Origin of the sequence: Nocardiopsis quinghaiensis (genome assembly GCF_008638365.1) — a bacterium.
Taxonomy (GTDB): Bacteria; Actinomycetota; Actinomycetes; order Streptosporangiales; family Streptosporangiaceae; genus Nocardiopsis; species Nocardiopsis quinghaiensis.
Genome location: NZ_VWVU01000006.1, coordinates 125,875 through 140,484, shown reverse-complemented (window position 1 = coordinate 140,484; position 14,610 = coordinate 125,875). Strand labels below are relative to the sequence as shown.

The window sequence follows — 14,610 nt, the reverse complement described above, 5'->3', positions numbered from 1 at the left end:
GTGGCGGGTCGTGCTGCCCGCCGCTGTCTGGTGGACCTCCGGTTACACCGTTCACACACCACCCGACCTGTACGGGAGTTGGGACGCTGCCTCGGGGCGTATGTCCGCCGATCTTCCCCTCTCCTGCTGAGGGACAGGACATGTAGGGGACCGTCCCTCTCGCAACCAGTATGAGATTATTCCTTAACATGTGGCATTTTGTGGAATAGCCTGTGGTGGCCAAAGTCCTTCGAGCGAGGAGACCCCCTTGAAGCTTACGAAGATCAGTGGCGGCTGTGAGGACGACAACTGCCCGGCTGTCTATGCGACGGGCCGGGAGACCTACATCGTGCAGGGATACGTGATCAACGACCCGGACGTACTCCAAGAACTCGGCCTGCCTGCCGGGGAGAGCGCGGTCGAGGTGCCCGTCGACCTGGTGAGGGGGCTCCGTGCCGCTGCTGAGTAACGAGGGCTTCGACGAACTGTTCGACGGTGCGGCCAAGAGCATCTTCCGCCTGGAGACCCTGCCTGTCTACAACCCGGTCTCCGAGGCGTCGGTGCTGGCCTCCTATTTGGCTGGAGGGCTTTGCCCGAAGGTGGGCGTCACCACCCCCTACATGCAGCGGGTAACGGAGCAGGCAGCGCGAGGGATCCGGCGCTTCCGTGTCCACGTCGTGCACAGCCCCCTGAACGACTATCTCCGCTACGAGATGGAGTGGGGTTACGCCTTCAACTCCCAAGCGGGCGAGGAGATCTTCATCCTCGACACCGCCGAGCGCGGGCGTCCTGACGGGCTCGTCAACGAGGACTTCTGGTTCTTCGACGAGACCCATGTGGTGCGTATGGACTACCGCGACGATGGCGAGTTCCTCGGTAAGGAGCTGTTGGAGGCCCCGGACCTGGCGCACTACCGCGCCCAGCGCGACCTCGTGATGGCACAGGCCGTACCCTTCAACGAGTATTGGAGAGCGCATCCGCAGTATCACCGGGGCTGATGGACACACCTGAATCCTTTGAACGCAACCGCGCGGAGCTGGCCGAGGAGATTCGGCGGCTCCGTGCCGCTTCCGGCATGTCCGGCGTGGCTGTGGCTGAACGGCTCGGGTGGAGCCAGTCCAAGGTCTCCAAGCTTGAGACCGGCAAAGCCACGCCGTCCTACGGGGACGTCCGGCTTCTCCTGGACCTTTACCAGGTACCCCGGGTCACACGGGAGGAGCTGGAGTCCCGTGCCAGAGCGCTCAACGATCGCTACAGGTCCTTGCGCATGCTGCGCAAGCGTGGACTCCATCGGGTCCAGGAAGAGGTGGGCCAGAAGGCTCGCCGCACAGTGCGGACAAGGGTGTTTCAGCCCACGATGGTTCCAGGACTGTTGCAGACGGCGGAGTACGCGCGTGCGGTGTTCAGCCAGCCCCTGTCGATGGCCGGGACCGACGTCGCCCAAGCGGTTCAGGCTCGCCTTGACCGTCAAGCCGTGCTTTTCGACGAAGACCGACACTTCCACCTCGTGGTCACGGAAGCAGCTCTGCGCTGGCGGATGGGCAGTAGGGCGGCGATGGCTGCTCAGGTGGATCGGATAGCGAACGTCTCGACGCTGGCGAACGTACGGCTTGGTGTCCTGCCATGGAACGTGCCCGTACCCCAGGTCCCGATCAACGCCTTCACCGTGCGAGATGAGCGCGAGGTGTCGGTGGAGAGCTTCACCACCCACAGGTCGATCGCGGAGCCGCGCGACATCAGCTTCTACCTGGAGATCTTTCAGCTTTTCGCGGACGCCGCCGTCTACGGCGACGAGGCCCGCGCCTTCCTCGCTGAGCTGACCCGAGAGCACGCCTGACCTCGCTCGCTCCCTCCCTCCGCGAGTCTGCATCGCGCTCCATGACAGGTGAGAACGCAGATATTCCTTGACCTTGCTAGTTTCTGGGAATATTCTTGCTCGTGCTTGAGGGAGAACGCCCCTCATGGATGCCCGTAAGGAGTGGACGTGCAGGAACAGGCATACGAGCCCCCGGTGCTGGTCGATCTCGGTGACGCTCGCGAGCTCACCCTCGGCAGTGCGTCCCAGGACACCGCCGACCTCAACACCGCCCGCTACTACTGACCGGATCCGTGCCGCCCCGCCCTCCGGGGCGGCACCTTCACGGAAAGGCGACACTGTGGCGGTGACGAGGTACTTCTCCGGCTCGGGCACCAGCCGACCCGGCTCAGGCCCGGAGCTTCGGATACGGCTGCTCGGGTCCTGGCCAAAGGACCGGGTCCGGCGAACGCGAGTACACGACCGCTCCGCCCTTCTCCTGGGCGAGTGCCTGGCGACCTCCGGCGAACTGCGGGAGGCCCTGTCCCACGGCGGACCACTGCACGAGACGGCGGCTCGGACGGCCGCTCTTCGCGGTTCCTACTGTGTGGTCGTCAGCCATGGCACGGAGACGGCGGTCGCCACGGACCTGGCAGGTCTGCACCGCGTGTGGTACCGCTCCGGTCCGGGAGGTGCCGAGTTCGCGTCCACACCGCTGGCGCTCATACGCGACCCCGTCCGCGACCTGGACGCGGACGCGCTGGCCGCCCGGCTCTTCTGCCCGGATTTTCACACAGGTCTTTTCGGAGGATCCCTCTACAAGGGTGTCACCGAAGTACCACCGGACCGGGTCCTCCTCCTGAACGACGGAAGAGCCGTCCTCGGCCCCCGGGCCGTACGGCGGGGGCGCGCGTCGTTCCGGGAGGGGGCCCATGCGCTCCGCGAGGCCCTGGACACCGGTGTCCGGGCACGGGTCGCCGACGCGCGTACGGTGACCGCCGACCTCTCCGGAGGGATGGACTCGTCCACGCTCGCGCTGCTGGCCGCACGGCACCGGGACGACCCGTTACCGGCTCTGACCTACACCGACCCGTTCGCGGCCAACGACGACGACGTCGGATACGCGGCCCTGCTCGCTGCCGGGAACTCAGGGCTGGACCAGGTCATCGTGGAGGGAGACGCGGCGTCGCTGCCGTTCACCGGCATGGACGGTGTCCCGATCACCGACCACCCCAGCCTGGACGCGGTGATCCTCGTGCGCGACCGCGTCCGCCTGCGGCCCGCCTCGGGAGTATCGGTCCACCTGGCCGGTGACGGGGGAGACGCCGTGCTCGGTGCCCCGCTGACCTATCTCGCAGCGCTGGCCGGACAGGTCGATCCACGGCCCTTCGCCCGGGAGGCCCGCGGTTGGGCGAGGCTCCGGCACCGGCCGACGCACCGGGTCGCGAAGGCGGCATGGGCAGCACGGCGGGTCACCTACGCGGACGCACTCAACGTCCAGGCCGCAGACCTGGAGGCGAGCCCCTCACCGCAGGGCCCGGAGAACTTCTCCAAGGTCGAGCACGCCATCGCCTGGACCCGTACGGCTCCGGCCGCCCGGTGGGGGACGGAGAGGGCCCGCGACGCCGTGGCGTCCCGGCTGCGGCGGGCAGCCGAGGACGCGCACGGGTCCGAGGGCGTGGACGCGCACGCGCTGCGCGTGATCCGTCGGCACGCGTCCGACACCCGCCTGTTCGTCGACATCGCCGCGCATCTGGGGGTGCGGATGGCCGTGCCGTTCTTCGACAACCAGGTGGTGGCGGCCTGTCTGGCGGTGCCCTCCGTCGAGCGGGTCTCGGTGCTCCGTGCCAAGCCTCTACTGAAAGCCGCGTTCTCAGGAGACCTGCCCGCCGAGTTGTACGCGCGCCGCACCAAGGGCGACTACGGCGCGTGCGAGTACCACGGGATCCGCCGCAACGCCGCACGGCTGCGACACCTGCTCGGAGAGTCGCGTCTGGCGGACCTCGGTGTTCTCCAGCCCCGCCTGGCCCTGGCCGAGTTGGATCGGGCGATCGGCGGCGGATACGCGGCGATGGCGGGAATCTGTGACGTCGTGGCGGCCGAGGTGTGGTTGCGCGGACTCGAACACGGCCCAGCCCTTCTCCCGGAGTCCACCCTCACCCCGCAAGGAGACCGATGACGAGCCTCAGCCCCGCTCCAGGGGTCCGGTACGCGGGTACGGAGGACGGCGCGGTGCTGTTGGACCTGTCCTCAGGCAGGTTCTTCGGCCTGAATCCCACCGCCGCGGCCATATGGCGGTCCCTGTGCCAGGGGAGGTCCCCAGAGGACACGGCGACGCGGTTGGCCGAAGACCTGGGGGTTCCGGCACGACGCCTCCTCCAGGACGTCCGCTCCCTCACGGAGGAACTGCGAGGTCGTGGCCTGCTCCGGGGAGAGGGGCCCACCCCTTGAGCTCGCACATGGCACTGCCTCCCTCGCCCGGGTCGCGCCCGCGTCGGCGCTACCGCTGCGCGGGGCTGCTCGGCTTCGTCCTGGCGGTGGTCCTGCTTCGCCTTCCCCTCAAACGCAGTGTGGACCTCGTGGGAAGGCTCAAGCGCGGTGTCGCGCGGTCCGCCACCGTCGAGGAGGCCGAGGCCGTCGTGGGCGCGGTCCGCCGGGCCGCGCACTGGTTCCCCGGCCGGGCCGCCTGTCTGGAGAACTCCCTCGCGGCAGCGCTCGCCTGCCTGTTCACGGGACGCTCCGTGGACTGGTGCATCGGTGCGCGCCTCATGCCGTACGCGGCGCACGCCTGGATCGAGGTCGGGGGCGTGCCCGTCGGTGAGCCCTCCGAGCCCGACCGCCCCTACCTCCTGCTGCAACGGACATAGACACCACTGTCGAAGGGACATGATGGGCGACCACTCGAACGTGACGGCGGCACTCGCGGCCGTCGACGAGGACTACTACACGCTCCGGCCCGACGGAAGCCTCGTCACGCAGAGCACGGCGGCCGGGGCGATCGTCGAGACGCTCGGCCGACTGGACGTGCGGACCGGTATGCGGGTGCTGGAGATCGGTACGGGGTCGGGTTTCTCCGGCGCCCTGTTGAGCGAACTGGTGGGGCCGCAGGGCTCGGTGGTGTCGGTGGACGTCGTTGCCGGACTCAGCGAGAGGGCGCGCGAGCTGCACGGGTCCCGGGGCCGGACCAACGTCGACCTGGTCACCGGTGACGGTGCGCTGGGGGCTCCCGGACACGGGGACTTCGACCGGATCGTGGCCTGGACGACGCCGCGCCTCCTTCCCGGGGTATGGGTGGAGCAGGTCGCACGGGGGGCCGTGATCGTCACCCCTGTGGAGCTGGCGCCGAGCGTGCGGACCGCCGCGATCCTGCGTGCCCGCGTGGACCCGGAGCGCGGCCCCGAGGGGGAGTACCTCTTCGCGGGGCGCTACGTCGAGATGCACGGCGAGGAGTTGGACCAGTGGCTGGTGCCCCCTCGCGGGGTGGACGCCCTGGTGTGCGCCAGGGACGGACGGGAGCTGTGGATCTCCGCGCCCTGGGCGACTGAGGACGGCGAAGCCGCGCGCCGCGCGCTCAAGGTGGTGGCCGACGGCGACACCGCGCGGGTCCGCGTCCTGGAACCCGGGGAGTCGGCCGTGGACCTGACCGCCTACCTCTACGCACGTCATCCCGAGGACATCAGTGTGGTGGGCCTGGGCGGCCCCGCCTGGGGTGTGGGCAGCGCGGACGCCGACGGCGCCGCGGTGTTCACGGCCGCCGACGCGGGAAGCGCCGTGCACGGCGGCGGACCGGCCCCGCTGGAGCGGGTCCATGCGTGGGTGGCCGAGTGGCGCGAGGCGGGCCGTCCTGGTTACGCCGACCTGTGGCCGGTGCTCACCCGCACTGACGGAGGGTGGCGCGTCCGCGCCGAGCTCGCGGGCGTCTGAGGACCGGGGACGCAAGAGCCGGGGGCTATCCGGTAGCAGCCTCGGGGACCGCGGTCGCCCGGATGCCGGAACCGCCGCCAAATAGAGATCAAGGTCCCCGCCGCATGCCCAGAAGGAGGCGCTGCCCGCCGGGGGATCACAGTGAGCGGGACAACGAGACTGAGCGTCCTGTGCCCACCCGTGGGGAGAGGGCACAGGGCGCCGGGTCTCTGACCTAGCTGAGGTCTTCCTTAGCGGTGCTGAGGAAGACGCGCCACTCGGCGGGGCCGAAGATAAGCGTGCCGTGGTCGCGGTGCTGGGTGTCACGGACGGCGGAGAAGCCGGGGGCGTCGGCCACCTCCACGCAGTTGCCGTTGTGACCGCTGTAGGACGACTTGCGGAACGACGTCGGTACGTGCGCTACCTCTACGCAGGCAGCCTCGCCCTGTGAGTAGCTGGACTTGAACCAGACCGTCGAGTGTTGGTCGACGAACATTGCGTTCATTCCTTCCTGCTCCTGTGTATGGCGGCCACGTGCTCCAAGAGCTTGTGTGCGGGTCGTCCTTCGTCGAGAGCAGAGGCTCGAAGCCGGTTGAAGAGGGTGGCGTACTCTTCCACGTCTTCTTGGTCCGTCAGAAAGAAGCTGGAAGTCTGCCCTTCCGTGTATACGGCTGTCAGGCCATGGTGGCTGACATGCAGCATGACGAACGACGAAAGCCGCATGGCCACGTGAGCGCCCGCACGGAACGGTAGCACCTGGAGGGTCACGCTCGGTTGGTGGGCCAGCTCGATGAGATGTTCCAGTTGTTGCGCCATAACTGCCGGGGAACCCACCTCTTGATGGAGAGCTCCCTCTGACACGACCAGCCAGAGTTCGGGGTCCTCTCGTTCCTCCAAGATGCGCTTTCGCTCCATGCGCACCTGAAGTTCACGATCCACATCGCTGCTCGGATGAAGGGTGGCCTTGATGATGGCGCGAGAGTAGCTCTCGGTCTGCGCTATGCCCGGGATGATCTGGGAGGCGTAGTACTCGATCGAGGTCGCCTGGGACTCGATATTGGCGTAGGTCCGGTAGCTGCGTTCCAGGTCGAAGGGTTGCCAGCGGTCCGGCTGTCGAGCTTCCTTGCGTAGCGCGAGGATGCGCTCCAGTTGGTCCTCCGCGTCGTAGATCTGGAGCAGGCGCTCGACGGCCGCAGGACCCGGGACGGAGCCCCGATCCCCAGGCGTCTCCCACCTTGCCAAGCTGCCGCCTGTTGTGCGCGCGGCCTTCACCACCTCGTTGAACTTACGGCCGCCTCGCATGCGCCGAAGTTCCTGAGCGAGCTGCCACTGAGCGAGCGTGGGATTGCGGTCCATTACTGGATCTTGCCTGTTCTTCGCAGTTGGGTACAACTTGGACGACTTGTAAATGAGACTTGTATTTACGAGTCCCATGGGCTTCACTGTAGTTGGAATCTAACCCTCTGTGGGGCGTTTTGCGTAGACCGCCCCTGTGTCTGCACTGGGAGTCGCCATGAAGCCGTCGAACCGTCAAAACCAGCAGAGTGCGGGTGCATATACCCCGGCCGCCGACCTGGTGGGTCTCCTGGAAACCAGACACGGGCTCAAGGTGGAGGAAGGTTCCGAGGCGGGTCGTGTTGTAACCCGTTGCGGGAACCAGTCGGTGACGGTCGCTCTCGTGGGTGGCCAGTGGTTCTGGGAGCACACGGAGTGCAACGGCCGCAGGGCTCTCTCGCCCCTGGCACCCGTGGAACGGGAGTGGTCAGTGGCCCGTGCGGTCGCGGTGGAGCTCATAGAGGCGAGGGCCGTCGAGTGAACGAACCTCCATGGCCTGTCACGCCGTGGACGTGTCCTGCCTGCTGTCGCACGGAGAGCAGCGGCCACAAGTCCCACACGCGATGCCCGCGCGGCAACTCCCAGGACGGCAGCGACGACCGTCCCGCTCTGATCCACAACCCACCCGAGGGCAGTACGCGCCTCATCCAGGGCCGAAGCGCGAAGCGACCCCCGTCCCCGCGCGCGGACCCCCGTGGCACTGCTGACGCCGTTCGCGAACCAGTGCCGTCTCCGGCCGGGCACACAAAGGCCCTGGCGGGTGACACAACACCCCCAGGGCACGGCCAGTCAATATCGGATCTCCCAAATGGAGCCTCTGGCATGTTCATTCTGCCGCGTAACCCCGACCTCGTGCGCACCGGTGTCCACAGTCTGTGGAAACCGCGCCTCTACCCGGGGACACCGGACACCACCGTGCGCGTGCGCGCCGACCTGCGCTGTGACCTGTCCCGGCTGCCCGGCCTGGCCCCCGACCTGATGGACTCCGTCGTCCTGTGTGCCAGCGAGATATTCGCCAACGCCTGCGACCACTCCCGGTCCGGCGAGGAGGAGGGCAGGGTCATCCGCACCTTGGCCACCCCCGACGAGCGCACGCTCCGGCTGTCGGTCATCGACGACGGGTACCGCGACACCGACATCGACACCCGTCCGCGCATCCCGCACCAGCGCACGGCGGAGGAGTGGGAGGACGCCGAACGCGGGCGGGGCCTGCTGATCGTCTCCCACCTCGCGACCCGCTGGGGCACCAGTCGGGTGGTCGACTTCCCGTTCTGCGAGGGGCTCGGCACCGTCATCTGGGCGGACTTCGCCCTGCCGGTCCCGGCTGCCGCCGATGCCCCCGCTTCCTCCGTCGTCTCCTCCGCCGCCGACGTCCCCACCGCTCCCGCGCCGGAGGCCGTCCGATGACCGTGACAGCCTCCGCACCCGCGCTGTCCCCGGACATGCGCCGGGTCCTGGACGCACCCCGGGGCCGGCGCTTCAGCCGCCCGGCGGCCCGTCCGCCCGTGCGCCCGGCGGCCCAGTTGGCGCTCACCCCGGCATCCCACCCCGCGGCCGCCACGGGGCCGCCCCCGCTGGTCTCGCTGGGCCGGACCCCGAGGGAACGCGAACTCCTCGCCCGGATGCGCGACACCCCGCGCCTGCGCTACCGGCTCATCCACGGGGACGTGCCCGAGTGGATGACCGAGCCCGAACCCCGGGACTCCCGCACGCGCAGGGTTCCCGACCCGGGCCCGGCCCCTGCCCCCAGGCCCGCCCCCGGCGATGACCCTGGCGACGGGCCTCGGCCCGGACCCCTGCCGATTCCCCGGCCCCGGCGCGAGCGCACGCCTCCGCAGCCGCTCCCGCGCAGGTCGGACCGGCCCCATCACCGTCCGCGCAGCCACCGCAAGCCCCGCCGCCGCGTCGGCTGGCCGGTGGCCTGCCACTTCCTCGCTGCCGCATCGGGAGCCCTCGCCCAGCACCTCACCGGGTTACTGGTCTGAGCCGTCGGACCAGACCGCCCAGACCATCCCGGCCACCGAGAAGGCCGCGCCGGTGCGAAAGGCCCGGCGCGGCCGTGGCTGATCTCCGACCTTCCGGGGGCACCTCGGACTCCCTTCCCCGCATTCCGTTGTCCGGGTGTCCTCTTTCGGTCAGGAAATCCGGTGGAAGAGAAACGCAGTGGAGAGAGAAGCAGGTATTTTGTCCTCTTGTGGGTGTTATGTAGAGGTCCTGTGAAGGGCGTGGCGCCACTCAGCCCCGACCCGGCACCCAATGCGTTCCCCAGGAAAGGGAGAAAACCCCATACCTGGATTCGGTTGCTCCGATACGGTTTCGGAAACGACGCCCATGGTGATCTCCCCTTCCCTTTCCCCGGTCTCCGTAGGAATACGGTGGTCCGGTTCCTGATGCGTGCCGTTCCGGCGGGCGGGGGGAGTGATCTGGGCCCGGTCGATTCAGGAAGCGGTACGGACAACAGGTGAAGACCGAGATCAGCCCCGGTGACAGGCCCGCCCTGGTGGAGGAACTCCGTTCGCTCGCCGAAGAGGGGAGGCTCGCCGGGCGCGCCGTCCAGCTCACCGCGCTCGCCGAAGCCCTGGACGACGGCGAGCGGTTGGAGACCTGGGCCGAGGTCGACCTCGGCACCGCCTTCCCCGCGGCGGAGACGATCGACCCCCCTACCAGGGGCGGTGCCGTCCGAGGCATCGTCGAGGCCGCGCCCACCGCGCTGGTCTTCCTTCCCATCCTGATCACCTGGACGGGGCTGGCACAGGCCGCAGAGGCGTACGGGCGCTCACAGGGTGACGCGTCCCTGGAGGGACTGTCCTTCCTGGAACGCTGGCAGGGCGCCTTCAACGGTGAGCTGCCCGCGTGGCTGGCCTTCGACCGGGTCGCCGTCTACACGCTGACCGGGATCCTCCTGCTGATCGCCGTGGTCCTGGCCCAGGCCCTCCACCGCCGCTGGTCCGACGGCCGTGACGAGGAGGAGCGGACACAACTGGCGCGCCGCCTCGCCTCCGCCATGACCGCGGCCCAGTTCGAACTGGGTGCCGTGCGGCTCGGCAGCCCGGCCAGGATCGCCAGTGAGCTGGGATCCAGCGTCCAGCAGCTGCGCGAGGTCGGTTCCATCGCCCAGCGCGCCCAGCAGGACGTGAGGACCACCCTTGAACAGGTGCAGGAGAACCTGCGCATGGCACAGAGCACCATCACCGTGCTCAAGGAGGGCAGTGACGGCGTCACCGGCGCGGTCCACGAGGGCCTCGACGTGGTGCGGGACCTGTACGTCCGCTTCGGCGAGGTGTCGGAGGCGATCGACCGGGTCGCCACCGCGTCGGAGGAGTTCTCCCGGACGGCGGAGGGGGAGCGCGTCCAGTTGCGCGAGGAGCTGGAGCAGGTGGTCACCGGCCTGGCCGAACAGGTGGACAGAACGGTGTCGGAGGGCCTGGAGGGGCTGAGCGGCGCTGTGACGGAGTCCTCCGGGGACATCGGCAGGGCTCTGGCGAGTGGCGAGGCGCAGATCCGCACCGCGCTGGGGGAGTGGCAGGAGACCGGTACCGGGTTCGCGCACCGTGTCGAGCTCGCCGCCGACCTGTCCGGCCGCGTGGCCGAGGTCATGCGGGAGCTGCCCGAGGCGGTGGAACGGCTCCACTCCGGCATCGACGCTCTGCACCGGGGCCTGGAGGAGACCGGGAAGCGGGGCAGCGGTCTGCCCGAGGCCGTCGGCCGGTTGCGCGAGGGCGTCGACGCCCTCCACGAGCTCCTGGCCGAGAACGCGGCGACCGGGGCGGCGGCGACCAAGGCCGGATCCGAGCACGGGCCCGAAACCGGGTCCGCACGGGCAGCGGGCGGAGCCGACGAGGACCTGGTGGTCACGTGAACGACCGGCGCCTGTCGACGCCCGCCGTGGCGATCGCCGGTTGGCTGTTCGCCGACCTGTTGCTCGCCTTCCTCATCATCACTTTGGGAATGGACTCGGAGCCGGAGGCCGAACCCGGGGCGGAGGCGGCGGAGGAGACCGCCGAACCCGTGCCGCACGGCCTGGACCTGGAGCCCGTCGTGGTCGAGATGGACGGGGTGTCACCGTCCGCGGTCGCCGACGGTGACGAGGAGGCCGTGCGGGAGTTGCGCGAGGCCCTCGACGAACACGGTGTGGCCGGACGTGAGGCAGGAATGGTCCTGACCTTCGGCGCCGACGGCGGGGCCGCGGAGGGGGAGCGGTTCGCCGAGGACGTCAACGCCCTGCTGCCCGAGGCCCACCCCGGAGTCTTCGACGGGGCGGTCACCCGCACCTTCCACAACCTCAGCGGCAGCCCCGGCTGGCTGCGGATCGAGATCTACCTGTTCGCCTCATCCGAACAGTCCGAATGAGCAGACAAGGAACCCGAGCATGACCCAGCAGATCCTGCCGTTCTACCTGGTGTGCGACGAGTCGGCCTCGATGGACGGCGTACCGGTCCAGGCCATCAACGACGCGCTGCCCGACCTGCACCGCACGATCGGTGCCAACCCGGTGGTGTCGGACAAGGCCCACTTCGCCATCATCGCCTTCAACCACGAGTCCAAGGTCCTGCTGCCCCTGTCCGACCTCAGCGACGTGGATTCCCTGCCCGCGCTGCAGGCGAGCGGAGGCACCTCCTACGGGGAGGCGTTCCGTCTGCTGAGGGAGACGATCACCCAGGACGTGGACCGGCTCAAGCAGGCGGGGCACAAGGTGTACCGCCCGGCCGTGTTCTTCCTGTCCGACGGCTATCCGGGCGACAGCGACTGGGACGTGGCGTACAAACAGGTCACCGACCTGTCGTGGGGGCCGCACCCGAACATCCTGGCGTTCGGCTTCGGGCAGGCCGACCCTCAGGTCATCCAACAGGTGGCCACGGTGCAGGCTTTCATGGCCGACGGCACGCTCAACCCCGCGCAGGCCCTCCAGGAGTTCGCCAGGTCGCTGACGAACTCGATCGTCAACTCCGGCAACCAGGCGGCGTCCTCTCCAGACGGCGCGGTGACCCTGTCGATGCCCGACCAGGTGCCCGGATACACCGCGCTGCCCGCGGACCAGCTCTGACCCGGACCAGGAGAGGAGCCGGACATGGACGGCAACCATGAGGGCCTGTGGAAAAGGTTTCCGCGCTATCTCGGGTTGATCGAGCCCGACGAGCCCGACGAGCCCGGAGCGGGCGGAGGGACACAGGACGGTCGAAGGGCGGAGCGCGCCTGGAAACCGCTGAACGACGAGGTCCTGCCCTCCCGGAGCGGGACCGGGGATCTGCTGGAGGACTCCCCGCCGGAGGCGGAACGGTCGGAGACCGCGGACAGCGGGGAGACCGCCTCCGCGGATCCGGGCTGCACCGACCTCCTGGACGCCGGGGGAGAGACCGTCGTCGGATCCGTACGTCCCCCCCGCCGGGCAGGCGCCGGACACCGGCGCCCCCGCGGAGGAGCCGGACGAACGGGAGGCACCGGAGGGCGGGGTCCCCGAGGCATCAGCCGCCTCACCGGACGCCACGGACACGGTGGCCATGGCGTGCCCCGGCCCTTTGACACCCGCTTCGGAGGAGAGCGGGGAGCGGACGGAGCCCGAGGCCGACCCGGGAGGTGCCCGCGACGAGCAGGCGGGGGAGGGGGAGGAGAACCCCCAGAAGGAGGACCCGGAGAAGGCGGACACGGTGGTCCCCCGATTCACGCCTCCGCCGGTTCTGACCCGGGCCGTGCACGCCGCCTACCACGCCAGGGGGCTGCCGACCCAGGAGTGGGCGGTCCCCGACACCGTCGTCGACGAGGCCGACTACGGCGGCCTGGCCCTGCGCGCGGCCTCGCTGCGCGGTGACGGGCACCGCTTCAAACGGGAGTCACGACAGGACGCCTTCGGGCTGTACGAGCTGGCGCACGGGGACGGGCGTTTCGCTCTGGCCTGCGTGGCCGACGGCGTGGGCTCCCGGAAGATGACGCACCGGGGAGCCGGATACGCCTGTCGACTGCTGTTCCAGGCGGTGAGCGCCCACCTGGAGGGACTGCTCGACTTCGGTGGGGACATCGCCCACTTCCAGGAGCTGGGCGAGCGGATCGTCGGCGGGGTGGCCGCCGGGATGTCCGCCCTCGCGCGGCGGGAGGGCGTGGAGCCGGTGGAGCTGTCCACCACGCTCACCGCCGCCCTGGTGCAGCTCACCCCCGAGGGGGAGCGCGCAGGGGTACTGCTCTTCGCGGTGGGGGACAGCCCCGCCTACCTCATGCGGGACGGGCGGACGCTGCCGCTGACGGACGGGGACGAGGACGGCGCGGTCGCCAGCACCAGGACCAACGCGCTGCCCACCGACATCGGCCGCGTGCACGTGAGCGGGCACTGGCTGGAACCGGGGGAGACGCTGCTGCTGTGCACGGACGGACTCTCCGGGCCCATGGCCAGTCCGGCGGTGGCCGACCGACTCGCCGCCTGGTGGGGTGGGGGCCGGGTGCCCCGGCGCACGGAGTTCGCCTGGCAGCTGGACTTCCAGGCCAAGTCCTACGACGACGACCGGACCGCGGTCTGCCTGTGGGGACGGTGAACATGGGACACCACTGGTTCGGCGGCACCGACGTGGAACGGGACGCCCTCACCCTGGGGGAGGAGCTCGGCAGAGGCGGACAGGGCACGGTCCACCGCGTGGCGGGAGGCCCCCACGCGGGGCTGGTCTACAAGCACTACACCCTTTCGGGAGCCGATCCGCGTGTGCTGGAGCGCCTGGTGATGCTGCCGCACGACCTCACCGACACCGAGCGCGCGCGGCTGTTCGCCCTGTCCTGCTGGCCGCTGGCCCGGGTGGTGTCCAAGGGCTTCCTGACCGGTTTCCTCATGCGGGAGATCCCGGAGGAGTTCGTGGGACGCACCAGGGGCGGCGGGTCCCGGCTCCAGGAGTTGCAGTACCTGATCTTCCAGTCCAAGCCGATGTGGGGGGACATCGTCCCGCCGGACGTACACGGACGTCTGGAACTGGTCCGGCAGTACGTGTCCCTCTTCCAGCTCCTGCACTCCCGGGGACTCGTGGTCGGTGACGTGTCCATGTCCAACCTGCTGTGGACCGCCGGCGGCGGATACGGGGTGTTCATGCTGGACTGCGACGGGGTCCGCAGGTCCGGTGACAGTCCGGTGCTGCCGCAGGCGGACACCGATTCCTGGGACGATCCGGAGCAGCCTCCCACCGGAGCCGACCTGGAGACGGACAGGTACAAGCTGTCCCTGTTGGTGGGCCGGGTGCTGAGCCGCCACAAGAACGTGCGGCCCGGAGAGCCCCTGGACCTGCTCCCGGGGCTGCCGTCAGCGGTGGTCGACGCGGTCACCCGGCGCTTCGAGGCGGCCGGGAAGGGCTACGGAACCCGGCCCGACGCCCACCAGTGGGGCGTCGCACTCGGCGGCAGGACGGAGATCCCCGTGCGCAGACCGAAGGCCGCCGCGCCGGTGGACCTGCCCCTGGCCCGGCTCCAGTCGTCCGGGGGAGCCGACCGACAGTGGATCCCCGTCCGGAAACCGGGAGAGGAGGACTCCCCGGTCTGACCGGCCGGCCCGTGCCGCACCGGGTCCGGCCGTTCGGGCGGCGGTCGCGGCCCTCGGACCCGAGGAGCAAGGCCGCAAGTCCGGCGGATCC

At 69.7% G+C, this 14,610-nt stretch carries 18 protein-coding genes; 16 read left to right on the top strand and 2 right to left on the bottom strand.

All coding sequences use genetic code 11. The annotated features are described in order from the left end of the window. Positions 1 to 247: 247 nt before the first annotated feature. From FYX01_RS14610 to FYX01_RS14580, 8 genes are all read left to right on the top strand, one after another. A complete protein-coding gene (locus FYX01_RS14610) occupies positions 248 to 448 on the top strand; it encodes a hypothetical protein (RefSeq protein WP_150241603.1) in 201 nt (66 codons plus the stop codon). Beyond that, positions 432 to 977, top strand: coding sequence for a DUF6879 family protein (locus tag FYX01_RS14605; protein WP_150241601.1), 546 nt, complete (start codon positions 432 to 434; stop codon positions 975 to 977). The genes FYX01_RS14610 and FYX01_RS14605 overlap by 17 nt, the downstream gene beginning before the upstream one ends. Then, positions 977 to 1,816, top strand: coding sequence for a helix-turn-helix domain-containing protein (locus tag FYX01_RS14600; protein WP_150241599.1), 840 nt, complete (start codon positions 977 to 979; stop codon positions 1,814 to 1,816). Before FYX01_RS14605 ends, FYX01_RS14600 begins: the two co-directional genes overlap by 1 nt. Positions 1,817 to 1,963: 147 nt before the next feature. After that, entirely contained in the window at positions 1,964 to 2,080 is a 117-nt protein-coding gene (locus FYX01_RS26180) for a lasso RiPP family leader peptide-containing protein (RefSeq protein ID WP_190394331.1), read from the top strand. Positions 2,081 to 2,135: 55 nt separating this feature from the next. Continuing rightward, positions 2,136 to 3,953 (top strand): albusnodin/ikarugamycin family macrolactam cyclase, encoded by a 1,818-nt coding sequence (locus tag FYX01_RS14595; RefSeq protein ID WP_223830466.1) that lies wholly within the window; start codon positions 2,136 to 2,138, stop codon positions 3,951 to 3,953. Then, positions 3,950 to 4,225, top strand: a complete 276-nt coding sequence (locus tag FYX01_RS14590; RefSeq protein WP_150241595.1) for a lasso peptide biosynthesis PqqD family chaperone — start codon at positions 3,950 to 3,952, stop codon at positions 4,223 to 4,225. Before FYX01_RS14595 ends, FYX01_RS14590 begins: the two co-directional genes overlap by 4 nt. Before the next feature lie 8 nt (positions 4,226 to 4,233). Then, positions 4,234 to 4,641 carry a lasso peptide biosynthesis B2 protein gene (locus FYX01_RS14585; protein WP_223830465.1) on the top strand — a complete coding sequence of 136 codons (408 nt, stop codon included), beginning with the start codon at positions 4,234 to 4,236 and terminating at the stop codon, positions 4,639 to 4,641. Positions 4,642 to 4,660: 19 nt separating this feature from the next. Then, entirely contained in the window at positions 4,661 to 5,698 is a 1,038-nt protein-coding gene (locus FYX01_RS14580) for a protein-L-isoaspartate O-methyltransferase family protein (RefSeq protein WP_223830464.1), read from the top strand. 214 nt (positions 5,699 to 5,912) lie between these two features. Here FYX01_RS14580 and FYX01_RS14575 read toward each other — a convergent pair whose 3' ends face one another. Both FYX01_RS14575 and FYX01_RS14570 read right to left on the bottom strand, forming a co-directional pair. Beyond that, on the bottom strand, positions 5,913 to 6,173 hold the full coding sequence (locus tag FYX01_RS14575) for a DUF397 domain-containing protein (protein ID WP_150241593.1): 261 nt from the start codon (positions 6,171 to 6,173) through the stop codon (positions 5,913 to 5,915). A 5-nt stretch (positions 6,174 to 6,178) separates the two neighbouring features. Continuing rightward, positions 6,179 to 7,033: a helix-turn-helix domain-containing protein gene (locus tag FYX01_RS14570; RefSeq protein ID WP_150241591.1), complete on the bottom strand. Its 855-nt coding sequence runs from the start codon at positions 7,031 to 7,033 to the stop codon at positions 6,179 to 6,181. Positions 7,034 to 7,190: 157 nt separating this feature from the next. Here FYX01_RS14570 and FYX01_RS14565 point away from each other — a divergent pair, with 157 nt between their 5' ends. The 8 genes from FYX01_RS14565 to FYX01_RS14530 all read left to right on the top strand — a co-directional run bounded on the left by FYX01_RS14565 (position 7,191) and on the right by FYX01_RS14530 (position 14,519). Further along, positions 7,191 to 7,493: a hypothetical protein gene (locus FYX01_RS14565; protein WP_150241589.1), complete on the top strand. Its 303-nt coding sequence runs from the start codon at positions 7,191 to 7,193 to the stop codon at positions 7,491 to 7,493. A gap of 341 nt (positions 7,494 to 7,834) precedes the next feature. Continuing rightward, the gene (locus FYX01_RS14560; protein ID WP_150241587.1) at positions 7,835 to 8,419 is read left to right on the top strand and encodes an ATP-binding protein; all 585 of its coding nucleotides are present in this window, start codon (positions 7,835 to 7,837) and stop codon (positions 8,417 to 8,419) included. Continuing rightward, positions 8,416 to 8,997 carry a hypothetical protein gene (locus FYX01_RS14555; protein ID WP_150241585.1) on the top strand — a complete coding sequence of 194 codons (582 nt, stop codon included), beginning with the start codon at positions 8,416 to 8,418 and terminating at the stop codon, positions 8,995 to 8,997. Before FYX01_RS14560 ends, FYX01_RS14555 begins: the two co-directional genes overlap by 4 nt. Positions 8,998 to 9,473: 476 nt before the next feature. Then, positions 9,474 to 10,871 (top strand): hypothetical protein, encoded by a 1,398-nt coding sequence (locus FYX01_RS14550; RefSeq protein WP_150241583.1) that lies wholly within the window; start codon positions 9,474 to 9,476, stop codon positions 10,869 to 10,871. Beyond that, positions 10,868 to 11,362 (top strand): hypothetical protein, encoded by a 495-nt coding sequence (locus tag FYX01_RS14545; RefSeq protein WP_150241582.1) that lies wholly within the window; start codon positions 10,868 to 10,870, stop codon positions 11,360 to 11,362. The genes FYX01_RS14550 and FYX01_RS14545 overlap by 4 nt, the downstream gene beginning before the upstream one ends. A 19-nt stretch (positions 11,363 to 11,381) precedes the next feature. Beyond that, positions 11,382 to 12,056: a vWA domain-containing protein gene (locus tag FYX01_RS14540; protein WP_150241580.1), complete on the top strand. Its 675-nt coding sequence runs from the start codon at positions 11,382 to 11,384 to the stop codon at positions 12,054 to 12,056. Between the two features lie 472 nt (positions 12,057 to 12,528). Beyond that, a complete protein-coding gene (locus FYX01_RS14535; RefSeq protein WP_150241578.1) occupies positions 12,529 to 13,533 on the top strand; it encodes a protein phosphatase 2C domain-containing protein in 1,005 nt (334 codons plus the stop codon). Positions 13,534 to 13,535: 2 nt separating this feature from the next. Continuing rightward, a complete protein-coding gene (locus FYX01_RS14530) occupies positions 13,536 to 14,519 on the top strand; it encodes a hypothetical protein (RefSeq protein ID WP_150241576.1) in 984 nt (327 codons plus the stop codon). Positions 14,520 to 14,610 lie beyond the last annotated feature (91 nt).

Coding starts and splice junctions, on each gene's coding strand:
- FYX01_RS14565 (WP_150241589.1), top strand. CDS start 7,191: ATGAAGCCGTCGAACCGTCAAAACCAGCAGAGTGCGGGTGCATATACC.
- FYX01_RS14570 (WP_150241591.1), bottom strand. CDS start 7,033: ATGGACCGCAATCCCACGCTCGCTCAGTGGCAGCTCGCTCAGGAACTT.
- FYX01_RS14585 (WP_223830465.1), top strand. CDS start 4,234: ATGGCACTGCCTCCCTCGCCCGGGTCGCGCCCGCGTCGGCGCTACCGC.
- FYX01_RS14600 (WP_150241599.1), top strand. CDS start 977: ATGGACACACCTGAATCCTTTGAACGCAACCGCGCGGAGCTGGCCGAG.
- FYX01_RS14590 (WP_150241595.1), top strand. CDS start 3,950: ATGACGAGCCTCAGCCCCGCTCCAGGGGTCCGGTACGCGGGTACGGAG.
- FYX01_RS14575 (WP_150241593.1), bottom strand. CDS start 6,173: ATGTTCGTCGACCAACACTCGACGGTCTGGTTCAAGTCCAGCTACTCA.
- FYX01_RS14530 (WP_150241576.1), top strand. CDS start 13,536: ATGGGACACCACTGGTTCGGCGGCACCGACGTGGAACGGGACGCCCTC.
- FYX01_RS14560 (WP_150241587.1), top strand. CDS start 7,835: ATGTTCATTCTGCCGCGTAACCCCGACCTCGTGCGCACCGGTGTCCAC.
- FYX01_RS14555 (WP_150241585.1), top strand. CDS start 8,416: ATGACCGTGACAGCCTCCGCACCCGCGCTGTCCCCGGACATGCGCCGG.
- FYX01_RS14540 (WP_150241580.1), top strand. CDS start 11,382: ATGACCCAGCAGATCCTGCCGTTCTACCTGGTGTGCGACGAGTCGGCC.
- FYX01_RS14580 (WP_223830464.1), top strand. CDS start 4,661: ATGATGGGCGACCACTCGAACGTGACGGCGGCACTCGCGGCCGTCGAC.